The sequence below is a fragment of the Tessaracoccus luoxuelianae genome, from assembly GCF_054483915.1.
On the sequence record NZ_JBTLTG010000002.1, the window covers coordinates 149,613 to 162,134 of the forward strand.

General features: G+C 68.0%; 15 protein-coding genes and 1 pseudogene. 10 read left to right on the forward strand and 6 right to left on the reverse strand.

What is annotated here, in order from left to right:
- Nucleotides 1–24 precede the first annotated feature (24 nt).
- Nucleotides 25–678 (reverse strand): response regulator transcription factor, encoded by a 654-nt coding sequence (locus ACX1D1_RS16435; protein ID WP_459056728.1) that lies wholly within the window; start codon nucleotides 676–678, stop codon nucleotides 25–27.
- 758 nt (nucleotides 679–1,436) lie between these two features.
- Between ACX1D1_RS16435 and ACX1D1_RS16440 the strand changes: the two genes are divergently transcribed.
- The 4 genes and pseudogenes from ACX1D1_RS16440 (at nucleotide 1,437) to ACX1D1_RS16455 (ending at nucleotide 4,490) form a co-directional block, all read left to right on the forward strand.
- On the forward strand, nucleotides 1,437–1,769 hold the full coding sequence (locus ACX1D1_RS16440) for a hypothetical protein (protein ID WP_459056729.1): 333 nt from the start codon (nucleotides 1,437–1,439) through the stop codon (nucleotides 1,767–1,769).
- Nucleotides 1,762–2,805, forward strand: coding sequence for a site-specific integrase (locus ACX1D1_RS16445; protein WP_459056730.1), 1,044 nt, complete (start codon nucleotides 1,762–1,764; stop codon nucleotides 2,803–2,805). Before ACX1D1_RS16440 ends, ACX1D1_RS16445 begins: the two co-directional genes overlap by 8 nt.
- A gap of 341 nt (nucleotides 2,806–3,146) precedes the next feature.
- A pseudogene (locus ACX1D1_RS16450) lies at nucleotides 3,147–4,178 on the forward strand (heavy metal translocating P-type ATPase); the annotation flags it as partial.
- Nucleotides 4,179–4,256: 78 nt separating this feature from the next.
- On the forward strand, nucleotides 4,257–4,490 hold the full coding sequence (locus ACX1D1_RS16455; protein WP_459056731.1) for a heavy-metal-associated domain-containing protein: 234 nt from the start codon (nucleotides 4,257–4,259) through the stop codon (nucleotides 4,488–4,490).
- Nucleotides 4,491–4,548: 58 nt separating this feature from the next.
- Here ACX1D1_RS16455 and ACX1D1_RS16460 read toward each other — a convergent pair whose 3' ends face one another.
- Entirely contained in the window at nucleotides 4,549–5,373 is an 825-nt protein-coding gene (locus ACX1D1_RS16460) for an SAM-dependent methyltransferase (RefSeq protein ID WP_459056732.1), read from the reverse strand.
- Between the two features lie 93 nt (nucleotides 5,374–5,466).
- Here ACX1D1_RS16460 and ACX1D1_RS16465 point away from each other — a divergent pair, with 93 nt between their 5' ends.
- On the forward strand, nucleotides 5,467–5,832 hold the full coding sequence (locus tag ACX1D1_RS16465; protein ID WP_459056733.1) for a VOC family protein: 366 nt from the start codon (nucleotides 5,467–5,469) through the stop codon (nucleotides 5,830–5,832).
- Here ACX1D1_RS16465 and ACX1D1_RS16470 read toward each other — a convergent pair.
- Nucleotides 5,829–6,152 (reverse strand): hypothetical protein, encoded by a 324-nt coding sequence (locus ACX1D1_RS16470; protein WP_459056734.1) that lies wholly within the window; start codon nucleotides 6,150–6,152, stop codon nucleotides 5,829–5,831. The two genes, ACX1D1_RS16465 and ACX1D1_RS16470, sit on opposite strands and share 4 nt — an antisense overlap.
- A gap of 188 nt (nucleotides 6,153–6,340) precedes the next feature.
- Here ACX1D1_RS16470 and ACX1D1_RS16475 point away from each other — a divergent pair, with 188 nt between their 5' ends.
- The gene (locus ACX1D1_RS16475) at nucleotides 6,341–6,760 is read left to right on the forward strand and encodes a VOC family protein (protein ID WP_459056735.1); all 420 of its coding nucleotides are present in this window, start codon (nucleotides 6,341–6,343) and stop codon (nucleotides 6,758–6,760) included.
- A 1-nt stretch (nucleotide 6,761) separates the two neighbouring features.
- On the opposite strand, the gene ACX1D1_RS16480 is transcribed toward ACX1D1_RS16475, so the two are convergent.
- Nucleotides 6,762–7,361, reverse strand: coding sequence for an O-methyltransferase (locus ACX1D1_RS16480; RefSeq protein ID WP_459056736.1), 600 nt, complete (start codon nucleotides 7,359–7,361; stop codon nucleotides 6,762–6,764).
- A gap of 38 nt (nucleotides 7,362–7,399) precedes the next feature.
- On the opposite strand from ACX1D1_RS16480, the gene ACX1D1_RS16485 reads away from it, so the two are divergent.
- From ACX1D1_RS16485 to ACX1D1_RS16495, 3 genes are read left to right on the forward strand one after another with little or no spacing between them, the layout of a single operon-like run.
- Nucleotides 7,400–8,419 carry a DUF7639 domain-containing protein gene (locus ACX1D1_RS16485; RefSeq protein ID WP_061620010.1) on the forward strand — a complete coding sequence of 340 codons (1,020 nt, stop codon included), beginning with the start codon at nucleotides 7,400–7,402 and terminating at the stop codon, nucleotides 8,417–8,419.
- Nucleotides 8,359–8,664, forward strand: coding sequence for an NADAR family protein (locus ACX1D1_RS16490; RefSeq protein WP_061620011.1), 306 nt, complete (start codon nucleotides 8,359–8,361; stop codon nucleotides 8,662–8,664). Before ACX1D1_RS16485 ends, ACX1D1_RS16490 begins: the two co-directional genes overlap by 61 nt.
- A gap of 56 nt (nucleotides 8,665–8,720) precedes the next feature.
- Nucleotides 8,721–9,212, forward strand: coding sequence for a SixA phosphatase family protein (locus ACX1D1_RS16495; protein ID WP_459056737.1), 492 nt, complete (start codon nucleotides 8,721–8,723; stop codon nucleotides 9,210–9,212).
- A 646-nt stretch (nucleotides 9,213–9,858) separates the two neighbouring features.
- On the opposite strand, the gene ACX1D1_RS16500 is transcribed toward ACX1D1_RS16495, so the two are convergent.
- Both ACX1D1_RS16500 and ACX1D1_RS16505 read right to left on the reverse strand, forming a co-directional pair.
- Nucleotides 9,859–10,527 carry a uracil-DNA glycosylase family protein gene (locus ACX1D1_RS16500; protein WP_459056738.1) on the reverse strand — a complete coding sequence of 223 codons (669 nt, stop codon included), beginning with the start codon at nucleotides 10,525–10,527 and terminating at the stop codon, nucleotides 9,859–9,861.
- Entirely contained in the window at nucleotides 10,524–10,904 is a 381-nt protein-coding gene (locus tag ACX1D1_RS16505) for a helix-turn-helix domain-containing protein (RefSeq protein WP_459056739.1), read from the reverse strand. Before ACX1D1_RS16505 ends, ACX1D1_RS16500 begins: the two co-directional genes overlap by 4 nt.
- A gap of 780 nt (nucleotides 10,905–11,684) precedes the next feature.
- On the opposite strand from ACX1D1_RS16505, the gene ACX1D1_RS16510 reads away from it, so the two are divergent.
- Nucleotides 11,685–12,476, forward strand: coding sequence for a coiled-coil domain-containing protein (locus ACX1D1_RS16510; RefSeq protein WP_459056740.1), 792 nt, complete (start codon nucleotides 11,685–11,687; stop codon nucleotides 12,474–12,476).
- Nucleotides 12,477–12,522 lie beyond the last annotated feature (46 nt).

Consider the following 12,522-nt stretch of genomic DNA (forward strand, 5'->3'; position numbering starts at 1 on the left):
ACAAGACGGCCAGCAACGCAGCCGTCACGCCAGCCGGTAGCCCATCCCGCGGACCGTCTCGAAGCGGTCCTTGCCCAGCTTGCCCCGCAGGTATCGGACGTAGACGTCGACGACGTTGCTGCCCGGGTCGAAGTCGAAGCCCCACACATTGCTCAGCAGCTGCTCGCGGCTCAGCACCTGCCCAGGGTTGCGCAGGAACGTCTCCGCCAACGTGAATTCGCGGGCGGACAGGTCCACCCACTCGCCGTCCACCTGGGCCTTGCGCGTTCGGAAATCCAGCACCAGGCCGTTGTGCGACAACTGCGTCACGCTCTGCCCGGCCGGCTGGGGCGACTCGGTGCGCAACCGCAGCCGGATCCGCGCCAACAGTTCCTCGAACGAGAAGGGCTTGGGCATGTAGTCGTCCGCGCCGCCCTCGAGCCCGGCCACGCGGTCAGCGACGGAGGACCGGGCCGTGAGCATGATCACCGGCACGGCGACCCCCTGCCCGCGGATCTGTTCGAGCACCTCGAAGCCGTCGATGTCCGGCAGGCCGACGTCGAGGATCACCAGGTCGAAATTGCCGTGCACCGCCAGCGTGGCGCCCTCGGACCCCGACGCGGTGGTGTGGGAGGTGAAGCCCGCCGCCTTCAGCCCCTTGGCGATGAATCCGGCGATGCGGGTCTCGTCCTCGCGCATGCACGCTCTCATGCTCCCCACGGCCCGGGAACAACCGCGCATACACGGCCGACTCCTCCATGCCGGCCACGGCATCCCAGTCGATGCCCTCCCGATCCGCGGCTTCGATCACCGCCGCGACGCTGGTGCGGGACATGCCCTGCGCGGCGATCTGCCGCCCCGTGAACCCCTCAGCCCGAAGCCGGAGCACCAGCTTCGCCTTGATCTTGCGTACCATCCGAACAACTCCTTCTGCCGCGTGATTGGCCACACGGTAGAAGGAGCCTAGAAACGGTGGCCCTCAACCCAAATATTGGGTGGCACTCACCGACGCGAACGCGTCAGCCGGCGACTGGCCCCCAAGCGCAATATCGGTGGCCCTCAGAAGTGCGAATACTCAGCCGCGGCCCGGCGACTTCGGCTGTTCCGTGAAACTGAGTCGTGAGGAAGATGAACTCTCCTATCGCAGGGGCTACGGGTTCCACCACATCCTGCAGCCGGGCGATGAGGGCTCAGCGATCAGCGTGACCGTGACCAGCTCAAAGAGCGGATGTGCAGCAGTCTCAAGAACCTCCGCTCCCACAACGATGGTGCAGCCAGCACCCGTGCTGCCTCAGTAGAGATCACGTCAGCATTTCGCTCTGATCTGGGTCGGTCGCAGCTGCCCGCGCGTCGGTGGAGTAGGGGCGACTGACCCAGGCTCGAATGCTGCCGAAACGCCTCCCGTATTACATCGGATTATCCAGAGAATCCGATGTAATAACCGGTAAGATCCAGGCATGGCCACCCGACGCCGACAGCACCTCGTCACCCTCGACGACGTGCCGCTGCCCCCGTACGAGTGGAGCCACGCCCGCTCCGGCGTGAAGTCGGCGTGGGGTGTGAACCTGCCGATCTCGGAGCGCCACGATCTGCAGCTGATGGCCCAGCGCGGCACCGCCGGCCGCTGGACCTGGACGCTCACCATCTACAGCACCGGCAGCACCGACCAGGTGACCCGCATCGCCCGCGGCGTCCAGTCCACCCTGACAGCCGCCAAACCGGCTGCCGAGGCCGCCGCCCGCACCTGGCTCGCCGACCAACTCGAGCTACCTGACGAGTCCCATGTCTGACAGCCAGCCAGGGGGCCTGCACAGTGCGGCTGGTGGTCTGGTCGCGGTTGATCATCAGGCGGGGATGTTGCTGCCGGAGGACCTGTCGTTGGATGCGGCCGAGGCCGCGTTTGCCACGGCGTCGCGGGCCTCATCGACGCTGCGCGGGTACCGCTCCGACTGGACCGAGTTCGTCACCTGGTGCCGCGACAACCACCACACGGCACTGCCCGCCACCGACATCGCGATCTCCCGCTACATCTCGGCGCTGGCCACCGCCGGAGCGAAGGTCGGCACGATCAGCCGGCGTCTGTCGACGATCCGGTTCGCCCACAAGGTCCGTAACCATCCCGACCCCACCCAGACCGCGCGCGTGATCGCCGTCTGGGAAGGGATCCGCCGACAACTCGGCGCTCCCCCGGACCAGGCCCGCCCCCTCATGCCCCCACTCCTCCTCGACGTCGTTGATGCTTGCCCGGCGATGACGAAATGGAAGACCCGCGACGATGAGCCCTCGCTCAGCGGGATCCGGGACCGGGTACTCCTGCTGGTCGGGTTCGTGTCCGCGCTGCGCGCCTCCGAACTCGCCGCCCTCGAGGTCGATCAGATCAAACCCCACGAACGGGGGCTGGTGATCGAGCTCACCCGCTCCAAAACCAACCAGACCGGAGACCTTGAGCTCGTGGTCCTCCCCTGGGGTGCCCGCCAGGACTACTGCCCCGTCACCGCGCTACGCCACTGGCTCACCGTCGCCGGCATCACCGAAGGCCTGGTGTTCCGGTCCGTCTCCAAAGGCAACCGGGTCAGCGCCCGTGGCCTCACCCCCGACGGCCTGTCTCGGCTGATCACCCAGGCAGTCACCCGGGCCGGTCTCGACGCCACCGGCTTCTCGGCGCATTCCCTTCGGGCGGGGTTCGTCACCTACGCCGCGAAACGCGGCGCCACCTCCCTGCAGATCGCCAGACAGACCCGGCACAAGGACCTGGCCTCCATCGGCATCTACACCCGCATCGAAGACGCCTGGGAAGAGAACGCCGCCACCCAACTCCCTCTCTGAAGAGGTCGGCGGGCTTGGCCTCGAATCGTCCCCGGGTCCGGCCGGAGGCCTCCCTGGACACTCCCCCGCTTCACTCTCATGCCGAGAAGCGAGCTTTCGCGCGACGCTCACGGACCCTTGTCTAGCCTTGCCCCATGCAGATCCTGGGAGATAGGACCCGACAATTGCCGGCGCCGCCGCACGTCGTGTTCACCTCCCTGACACACCCAGGCCTTCCCTGTGCGCGTCCCTGGTTGGTGCTCCTGGACGACGAGGTGCCACCCGTCATCCTCAGCAGTCACGAGCCGCACCGTGTCCAGTGGAGCTCCCTGTGGCCCTCGCGGCCCAACGACCTCGTGGACCTCGAGACCTCCGCCAAGATCACCGCCGTCGCCCTCGACAAGACCGGCACCCTCACCGAGGGCAAGCCCAAGCTGACCGACGTCGTCGTCCTCGACCCGTCCCTCTCCGCCGACGAACTCCTCACCATCGCCGCCCGCGCCGAGGCCGGGTCCGAGCATCCGCTCGCCCGCCCGATCATCGACGGCGCCGTCGCCCGAGGCCTCGAGGTGGGCGGCCTGCCCACTCACACCGAGCCGGTCGCCGGCCAGGGCATCGTCGTCGAACTCGACGGCCAGCGCGTCGCCATCGGCAACACCCGCCTGCTCGACGCCGAGGGCGTCGAGGCCCCGACCTCCGTGCTCGATGACCTGTCCGCCCAGGGTCGCACCCCGATGGCGATCGCCATCGACGGCCGGCTCGCCGGCGTGGTCGCCGTCGCCGACAAGATCCGCGACGACGCCGCCGAGATGATCCGCCGCCTGCACGCGAACGGCGTGAAGAAGGTCGTCATGCTGACGGGCGACAACCAGCGCGTGGCCGACGCCGTCGGCGCCCAGGTGGGGGTCGACGAGGTGCACGCGGGCCTGCTGCCCGAGGACAAGCTCGACATCGTCGCCAAGCTCCAGCGCGAGGGCCATGTCGTCGCGATGGTGGGCGACGGCGTCAACGACGCCCCCGCCCTGGCCACCGCGGACATCGGCGTGGCCATGGGTGCCGCGGGTACCGGGGTCGCGATCGAGACCGCCGACATCGCGCTCATGAAGGACGACCTGCTGAAGCTCCCCCAGGCGGTCCGCCTCGCCCGCCGCACCGTCGCCAACATGAAGCAGAACATCACGGTGGCCTTGGTGGTCGTCGCGACGCTGCTCGCCGGCGTCCTCTTCGGCGGCGTCACGATGGCGATCGGCATGCTCGTGCACGAGGCCTCCGTGCTGGTGGTCATCGTCAACGCGATGCGCCTCCTCCGCAGCGAGAACCCGCGTCGCCCGAAGGCCGCCAGCCCGGCGAAGACCGTTGTCAGCCCCGATCGCGAGCTCGTCAACCAGCCCTGATCCGAACTTGATCCAGATCAAGGAACGCAACCCCGCAACTCCGTACAGTCACAGACATCAGCCACGAAAGGACACACCATGACCGCGCAGACCACCACCCACACCATCCTTCGCGCCGAGGGCTTCTCCTGCCCCTCGTGCGTCACCAAGATCGAGAAGCAGGTCGGCCAGCTCGCCGGCGTCGAGACCGTGAAGGTGCACTTCGCCTCGTCCCGCATCGAGGTAGACCACGACGCCGAGCGCACCAGCGCGCAGGACCTGGTCGACACCGTCGCCAAGGCCGGCTACAAGTCGAAGGTCTCCGCCTTCTGAGCCAGCCCCCACCAACCCACGAGCCCCCGGCCAGCCACACCCGGGGGCTCGTTGTCGTCTATCCGACGGCGCACGCCACGACGGCGAACGTCGGCGACGCCGCGTCGAAGGGACCGCCGGCCGCGTCGCCGACGACCTGCTCCACCTCGAAGCCAACCGCATTGAGCTCCGCCTCGACCTCCGCCACGGTGAGGCAGTGGGTCCAGTTCCAGAACTCCCGCACGTGGCCGTCGCGCTCGATGACGTAGCGGTCGAGCATCAGTCGCAGGTGTGGGTAGGTCCACCGCTCATGCACGCCTCGGTACGGGCTGGGCGCCCAGAAGCCGCGCTGCAGGTCGGCCTCCTCGCGCCGGAACTCGGTGGGATCGAAGCGGGCCGCGGAGGTGACGTCGAACGCCAGGCGGCCGCCGGGTCGGAGGGCCTCCCGAACGCGCCGCAGCAACACGGCCCGCTGAGACGGACTGAGGACGCAATAGTCCCCGTAGATGAGGATGGCGGCGTCGTGGCCCGACCCGAGGTCGGCCTCGAGGTAGCTGCCCTCGAGAGTCCGCACGGGCAGATCCTCGGCCGCGGCAGCGGCGCGCAGGTGCTCCAGCGAGAGCGGGGCGACATCGACGGCGAGCACCTCAACGCCTCGACGCGCGAGGCGAATCGCGTAGAGGCCGGGGCCGGAGCCCAGGTCCAGAAGGCGGGCGCCGTCGCTCAGTTGGAGCGCGGAGAACAACCACTCGGCGGAGCGGTCGATGAACTCATGCCGACGCGACGACGCGTTGATGTCGGGGTCCAGGTGGTGGGTGAGCATGCGCGCGGAGATGTGCGGGTCGGCCCAGAACTCCGGCGTGGTGTAGACGCTGAACGGCTCGGGTCGTCCGGTGGCGGTCATGCGTCGACACTACCCACCGACGGCGGTCCCGCGGCCTCTTCCAAAGGAGGGTCCCGAGACGTAGCGTTGGACTCCCGACCCCAGGAGGTCCCCATGCACGGCGACATCACCCACATCGACATCCCGGTCAGCGACCACGTCAAGGCCCGCGAGTTCTACGGCGAGCTCTTCGGCTGGCAGTTCAACGAGTACCCCGGCTTCGAGGGCTACCCCATGTGGCAGGCGCCCAACAAGATCAGCGGCGGCGGACTGGCCCCGCGCGACGAGTCCTTCACGCAGCCGCGTTCGTACGTCGAGGTGGACTCGATCCACGACACCCTGGCCAAGGTCGAGGCGAACGGCGGCACGGTGATCATGCCCAAGACCGCGATCTCCGAGACGAGCTGGTTCGCCTTCTTCGAGGACCTCGACGGTAACGTGCTGGGCCTCTACGAGGGAGAGACGGACACCTCCGCCTAGCGGCTGGGCTGGCTTGGCTCGAGGGCGCCGCCGACGGCGAACAGGAACGTGACCGCCGCGGCCTCCCAGAAGTTGCCGACGAGGATCGCGCCGATGGCGGCGACGGAGACCAACAGGTCGATGCTGATGTGCTTGACCATCAGCGAGCGGAAGGCCTTGATGGCGATGGGCAGGCCGGCGACGACGGCGGCCGCCAGCATGAGGATGTTGCCGACGGTGGTCGCGCCCAGCTTGTCGGCGATGAGGGAGGCGACGATGGCGACGCCGGAGATGGCGGGCACGGCCCAGCGGCCGTGGAGCCAAGTGTGGATCTTGTTCATGATGCGTCCTTCGGGGGTGATCTTGACCTTGAAATTACGCGCGATCGGCGCCCCGTTCCTTGACGCACGTCAAGTTCTGAAGCGGGCTGATGGAGGGGTGAGGAAGGGGGCGTTTTCAGTGATGGATCTGGTGCCGTCATTGGCACCAGATCCATCACTGAAAACGCCGTTCGGTGCGACGATGGGTCATGACCTTCACGCTGACCATGGATGCCGCCGACCCGAGGCGGCTGGGTGACTTCTGGGCGCTGGCGCTCGGTTACCGGCCTGAGGACCCGCCGGGGAACTTCGCCACGTGGGCGGAGGCGCTGACGAGTTGGGGTCTTCCCGAGGAGCGCTGGAACGACGCCTACGCGATCGTCGGAGACGGCCCGCGGATCTTCATCCAGAAGGTGCCCGAGCCCAAGACCGCCAAGAACCGGTTGCACATCGACGTCCACAGCAACGCCGGCGGCCCCGACCAGCCGAAGGCCTGGGACGTGATGCGCGCCAAGGCGGCCAAGCTGGTCGCCGCGGGTGCCGACGTCGTGGAGGAGTTCCGGCAGCCTCCTCAGGGCGAGTGGATCGTGATGGAGGATCCGGAGGGCAACGAGTTCTGCGTGGTGTGACTCAGTCGCGCACGCAGAGCATGAGGCCCGAGCCCCACGGCAGGAACTCGGTGCGCCAGCCGTCGATGGACTGCATGTCGGCGATGAGGCGGTCGACGTTGGCTTGATGGCCGTCGGGCCAGCCCGGCTGCGGGTACAGGTCGTCGAGGACGAACCAGCCGTGCGGCTTCACCAGTTCCATGGCGAGGTCGCGGTCGTGGTACTTGCCGGGCCAGGTGTCGGCGAAGACGACGTCGAACCGCTCCGGGCGGGCGACCGCCTCGCGGAGCCACTCCGAGCCGTCTCCCAGCACCCACTCGACGCGGGGGTCGTCGTCGAAGGTGGCGCGCGCGACCCGCTGCAGGTCGTCCTCGAGCTCCACCGAGACCAGTCGTGAGTCGGCGTCCATGCCGTCGAGCAGCCACGCCGCCCCGTAACCGACTCCGGTGCCGAGCTCGAGGAAGGTGCCGCCCGGGCGCGACGCAACCAGGAGTCGAAGCAGCCGGCCGAGGTCGCCCTCGGAGGACTGCACGAAGCCCAGATCCTCCGCCGCTGCGGTCAGCACGGCCAGGGTCTGGCGGAGCGAGGAGCCGTCGGGCGTGGGTCGAGTGGTGGAGCTCATGCGTGCATCCAAGCACAGGGTGTGGGCAAGATGGGCCCGTGAACGACTCGACGGCCGACGACGCGCTGGCGCGCTGGCACCGCGCGCACGCGGCGGCGTCGATGGTGGGCTGGGACTTCTCCCGACTCGACGGGCGAATGACCGCGGACGAGCCCTGGTGGGACCTCGAGGGCGACTGCCGCGAGGCGCTGGCGACGGCGACCAGCGCGCTCGACCTCGGCACCGGCGGCTGTCCTGAAGTCGGGGAACCACCCGGGCGCTACCTTGGGCGCATGAGCACCTGGACGCGAACGTACCGACCTGTCGAGGGTGAGCGCGTCGACGGCGTCGTCACTCACGTCCTCGGCCGCCGTGACTCGAGGGGCGGGCACTACTTCGGCGTCACGAACCTCGAGGTGTACGCGGACGGTTCCATCCTGTGCGACTTCGGGCGGATGGATCTGGACGGGTTGCGCCAGGCGTTGTCGGTGAACCGGATCGCCCTGAACGTGGCCGAGGGGACCACGGTGACGCTGGGCCTCACCGCTCGGATGACTGCGGCCACGCCGTCGGGCCCGCCGGTGGCTGACGAGGACTTCGTCAGGGAGGTCGCCGACCAGATCGAGCGCCTCAACGGTCGGCCCACGTCCCGCGAACTCTGCCGCGACGCCGCCGAGGCCTTCGCCGAGGAACCGAGCCACGAACGCTGGTTGGTGATGCAGGAGGCGTATCTGCGGGTACCGGCCCACCTGCGGCCGTACGTCTTCTCGGACATGGACGTGAAGGACCAGCCGATCCGGGTTCTCCTGACGCCTCTGGGCGGATCGACGGCCGAGGGCGTCACCGTCACGGAGAAGGTCCAGGCGCAGGCGATCGAGTACTTCCGCGAGCGCCGGGCCGACCGCACCGGTGGGAAGCCCACAAGGAGCGCGAGTTCCACGAGTTCACGGGGACTCCCACCGTCATCGAGAAGGTGTTCGTGCGCGACGAGTACTGGCCCCAGCCGCCGGCGCCGGAGGTGCTGCACAACAACTTCCCGCGGCAGATCGTCGTCGACGGCCAGCCGTACCCGACGGTGACGGCGGCGTTCCACGCGCTGCAGCGCCCGGGCGCCGGGCCCGATGCCAACCTCGCGCTCATGGCGGCAGCCCTGCGCGCCAAGTACACGCAACACAAGGACCTGGCGAAGGCGCTGCTCGCCACCGACGGCCGCATCGAGTACGCCAACGGCATCGACGGCTTCTGGACCAGCTACCGCGGAGGCCGCAACTGGATCGGACGGCTCCTGGAGCTCGTCCGGGCGGAGTTGCGCGCCCGACGCTGACGTCGCACTCCGGTCTGGCAGGCACGTCGGCGGCGCTGCGTGGCTAGGGTTCCATCATGGGAGTACGCCTCATCCTCATCCGTCACGCGAAGTCCGACTGGAATGCGGGGGTCTCCGACCGCGACCGCCCGCTCAACGGCCGGGGCCGTAGCCAAGCGCCTGAAACGGGTGAGTGGCTGGCTGGCCGGTTCGGCGACGTCGACCTCGCCGTCGTGTCGGTGGCGGCGCGGGCGCGGGAGACGTGGGAGCTGGTCTCGCGGCACCTGTCCGCGGCCGAGGTGCGCGACGCCGAGGACGCCTACACGTTCGACGGCGACGACCTCGCGGACCTGGTCGCGGGGCTGCCCGAGTCGGCGTCGTCGGTGGTGCTGGTGGGACACAACCCGGCGATGGAGGAGTTGATCCACCTCGCGACGGGGCGGTTCCTGCCGATGCCGACGTCGGCGCTGGCGGTGCTGGAGCTGGACAGCTGGTCCCAGGTCGCCGAGGGCACTGCCGGGGTGGTCGCGGCCGGGCGCCCCGCCGACGACCAGTGGTCGGTCGAGTGAGCTAGGTCCCAACCCGTCACCATGCAGGTGGTGTCACTCGGGGGCTTCTCCCAGCCGAGCATGCTTCGCAGTAGTTGGCCGTTCACCGTCCAGTCCAGGAATGCGTGCTCGTTGGCCTGGGCTCTGTCGCCATTCAGGAGCGTCGTCGCCGTTGTTGCTTCGACTACGGCGAGGAGGTCCATGTTGCCAGCCTAGAACCCGTCGCAGGGATGGAACCCCAGACGCCCGGATCTGCCGCGATGGGTGGCGCTCACGTGTTCAAGGTGTTCGTCGGCGTGCCCACCATCGCCAAGACGCGGGTAGGACCGCCGCTGCAGCGAGCAGCCACCAGAGTTCGTCCATCCCAGGTGGATCGGCCCAGGGGCCGAGGTAGAACATCGTGACCACGACGATCGCGGTGACGATCGTCCGTGACAGCGGATGACATCCATGTGACAGCAATGACATGCACGTGAGGGACAGCCCTCGCGTCTTGGCCTTGACCGCCGACCAGCGCGGCTCCACCTCCGCTTAGAGCACGCTCATCTCCCCCGGTATGTCGCGGGGGAATGGCATTGAAGTTGTCACAGCGGACGACACGTTGACGCCATCGGTGGGTGGATTCCGCTACCCACCGATGGCGTCAAGCCTTCACCGTGGAAATGAATCAGGACAGCTTCTGGCCGTCCTCGAGTGCTCGCGCCACCAGTGGTGAGACATCGGCCAACGGGTTGCGCCAGTCGGCACGCGACGGATGAGTCACGGTGACGATCTTCAGTCCCCCAGGAGCACGATGTGTCGTGCTCCGCCAACCGCGGTTGTTCCGCTCAGTGAAATGGTCGATCTCGTGATGGGCGCCGTACTGCCGACGGACGAACTCGCCGGCACTCTTGCCGAAGCAGACGACGACCTTCACGCCGAGGGTACGAATGACGGCCTCGTGGAAGGGCCAGCAGAGCGCGGCCAATCTGTCGAACTCCTTAGCAATGTCCGACTCAGCACGCGTCCGGGAGAACACCAGGCAGCTCGCCGGAACCTCAGTCGCTTGGAGGGACACCTTGCGAAGCAGGTGGAGAACGTTGTGGTCAATGCGGGCGGCCGGCTTCCACGTGTGCGTGACGTAGGCCGAGTAGGCGCTGTGGGCGACCTTGAGCTGCTGGAACTGTTGACGGACTGTCTCAGCGCCGTCCCCGCCGGGGTTGAGACCCAGGAGGTAGAGGGGTTTCCGACCAGTGAAGCCCGCTTCGCCGGTGTAGAACGCGTGTCCCGGAACGTCCAACATTTCCTCGGGGATCAGCGCAGCAAATCCCTCCACCCCTGGCTCGGTGGCGCTCACTTCTGCTCCTCCACTTCGTCGAAGTAGACGACCCTGAAGGCCGCGACGGCCCGGCCCTCGTCGCCGTGGTCATTCATGAGAATCCATCGAACTGAATCAACGAGGGCGCGGTACCACGATGCGGGAAAGCCGAGGTGGGTCCCGGCGCGTGGAATCATCATCACACCATCAGGCGTGGCGAGCAGCTGTTCGGCACAAGGCCGCGCCGCCAATTCCCCCATCGCCGTGGCGATAATGTCCAACTCTTGTGCGACCCCCTCCGGGATCGCACGATGTCCATTCTCCCAGCGCTGAACTGTCTTGAGAGCCACACCGAGTCGCTCGGCTAGCCAGTACGAGTAGCCACTGCTTGAGCTGAGACGGTAGTTGAAGATCATGCTCCGCTTCGAAGGCCCCGATGAGTGTGTTCGTCGTCGGTTCCACGAAACTCATCTGCTCAGAAGATCTGCAACGGTCTCGGGCTCACTGGACATGTGGTCACTCCTAGGACTGGCCCGGTTTGGCTGACGATCGGTGTGGAGGGTTCTCAGGTAGTTCCGGCGGTCGTGTAGATCATCTCAGATCGGGACCCGGGTGAGAACTTGCCGAGGACGCGTTGGCTACGAAAATTGGTCGTCGCTAGGCCTCCGCTCAACCATCTGACATCTGCGATGCAAGCGTCAACGGATGTGGAACAGCACCTCCAGGGTCGCAGCCGTAATCAGCGTGGTTCGGGCAGGTGCCCGCCCATGTTTCAGACCGACGGCGCCAAGGCTGATCGTCGAGGCGATGCACCTTGTCCGGCGGCGGCTCCGGGCCGAGCAGGACCGCCCCAAACTGATCGGATCATCCGCGCTCTGGCTGGGGGCTGAGAGCCCCCCAACGCCGGAGACGCCGATGCGAGGCCGAAAGCAGGTTTTGTTTTCGTTACGTCAGTGCGTTACGTAACGTCATGCTAGGGTGACGTTATGACGATTGAGACTGTGCAGCGGATGTGTCGGTTCCCGGGGTGTGAGCGGCCGGCGGTATCGTCTTCGGAGGGTGTGGGGCGTCCGTCGGAGTATTGCGATGATCGGCAGCACACTCGGGCGGCGGCGTGGCGGGCTCGGCAGAAGCTGGCCGAAGGGCCTCGCCCGGTGGAGGCGTTTCCGGTGGATGCGGCGCGGCAGCGGGCGAGCATGATCACTGGTCAGGTCACCGGGATGATCGAGCACCTCGGTCAGCAGCTCACTGTTCTGGTCGAAGAGCTGCGCACCGTCGGTGACCCGGAAGCGGTGGAGGCGCAGCTGGAGGCGGTGTCGAGTGAGGCGGCCGAGCAGGTGGCCACAGCCAACGCGCGCGCGACCCGGGCTGAGCAGGGTCAGCGTCGAGCGGAGGCCGAGAAGGCTGAGGCGGACGCCGCCGCCACGGAGGCCACCGCGGCCGTCGAGGAACTGACCGCGGCCCTGGCCCAGGCCCGCCAAGACCTGCACGACTCGACGCAGGCACGGGAATCGCTCGCCGCGGAGCTCGCCGCCGTGCAGCAGGTCATGGCCGAGGCGCAGGCCCACGCCGATGAGGTGCAGACGCAGCTGCGCGACGACTTGGCGATCGCCAGGTCCGAGCTCGCCGACGCGATCACGCAGCGCGACGAGGCCCAGGCCCGCGGCGAGGAGACGCAGCACGCTCTTGCCGCGGCCCAGTCCCGCGCCGAGACGGCCGTTGCCGAGACCGAAGCCCTACGCGTGAAGGTCGGGGAGCTCCAGGGGGCTGCCGCGGTCCTCACGGCCGAGCGTGACGCGGCCCGCGCAGAGACGCAACGCGAACGTGTCCATGCTGACCAGCGGGTGGCGGACCTGCAGGCGGCCTTCGACGCCCAACTCCACCAACGACAGGCCGAGATCACCCAGGCACGCGAGGAGCTGCACGTCTACCAGGAGCGGGCCATCCGCGCCGAGGCGCTGGGCCCGGTGCCCAAACGCCGCACCTGACCACGCCTGGGTCGAGTGACCCGGGATCTCCCCCGAAGGCCGAGGT

Coding starts and splice junctions, on each gene's coding strand:
- ACX1D1_RS16455 (WP_459056731.1), top strand. CDS start 4,257: ATGACCGCGCAGACCACCACCCACACCATCCTTCGCGCCGAGGGCTTC.
- ACX1D1_RS16440 (WP_459056729.1), top strand. CDS start 1,437: ATGGCCACCCGACGCCGACAGCACCTCGTCACCCTCGACGACGTGCCG.
- ACX1D1_RS16505 (WP_459056739.1), bottom strand. CDS start 10,904: ATGATCTTCAACTACCGTCTCAGCTCAAGCAGTGGCTACTCGTACTGG.
- ACX1D1_RS16470 (WP_459056734.1), bottom strand. CDS start 6,152: ATGAACAAGATCCACACTTGGCTCCACGGCCGCTGGGCCGTGCCCGCC.
- ACX1D1_RS16480 (WP_459056736.1), bottom strand. CDS start 7,361: ATGAGCTCCACCACTCGACCCACGCCCGACGGCTCCTCGCTCCGCCAG.
- ACX1D1_RS16445 (WP_459056730.1), top strand. CDS start 1,762: ATGTCTGACAGCCAGCCAGGGGGCCTGCACAGTGCGGCTGGTGGTCTG.
- ACX1D1_RS16435 (WP_459056728.1), bottom strand. CDS start 678: ATGCGCGAGGACGAGACCCGCATCGCCGGATTCATCGCCAAGGGGCTG.
- ACX1D1_RS16460 (WP_459056732.1), bottom strand. CDS start 5,373: ATGACCGCCACCGGACGACCCGAGCCGTTCAGCGTCTACACCACGCCG.
- ACX1D1_RS16495 (WP_459056737.1), top strand. CDS start 8,721: ATGGGAGTACGCCTCATCCTCATCCGTCACGCGAAGTCCGACTGGAAT.
- ACX1D1_RS16475 (WP_459056735.1), top strand. CDS start 6,341: ATGACCTTCACGCTGACCATGGATGCCGCCGACCCGAGGCGGCTGGGT.
- ACX1D1_RS16465 (WP_459056733.1), top strand. CDS start 5,467: ATGCACGGCGACATCACCCACATCGACATCCCGGTCAGCGACCACGTC.
- ACX1D1_RS16510 (WP_459056740.1), top strand. CDS start 11,685: ATGATCACTGGTCAGGTCACCGGGATGATCGAGCACCTCGGTCAGCAG.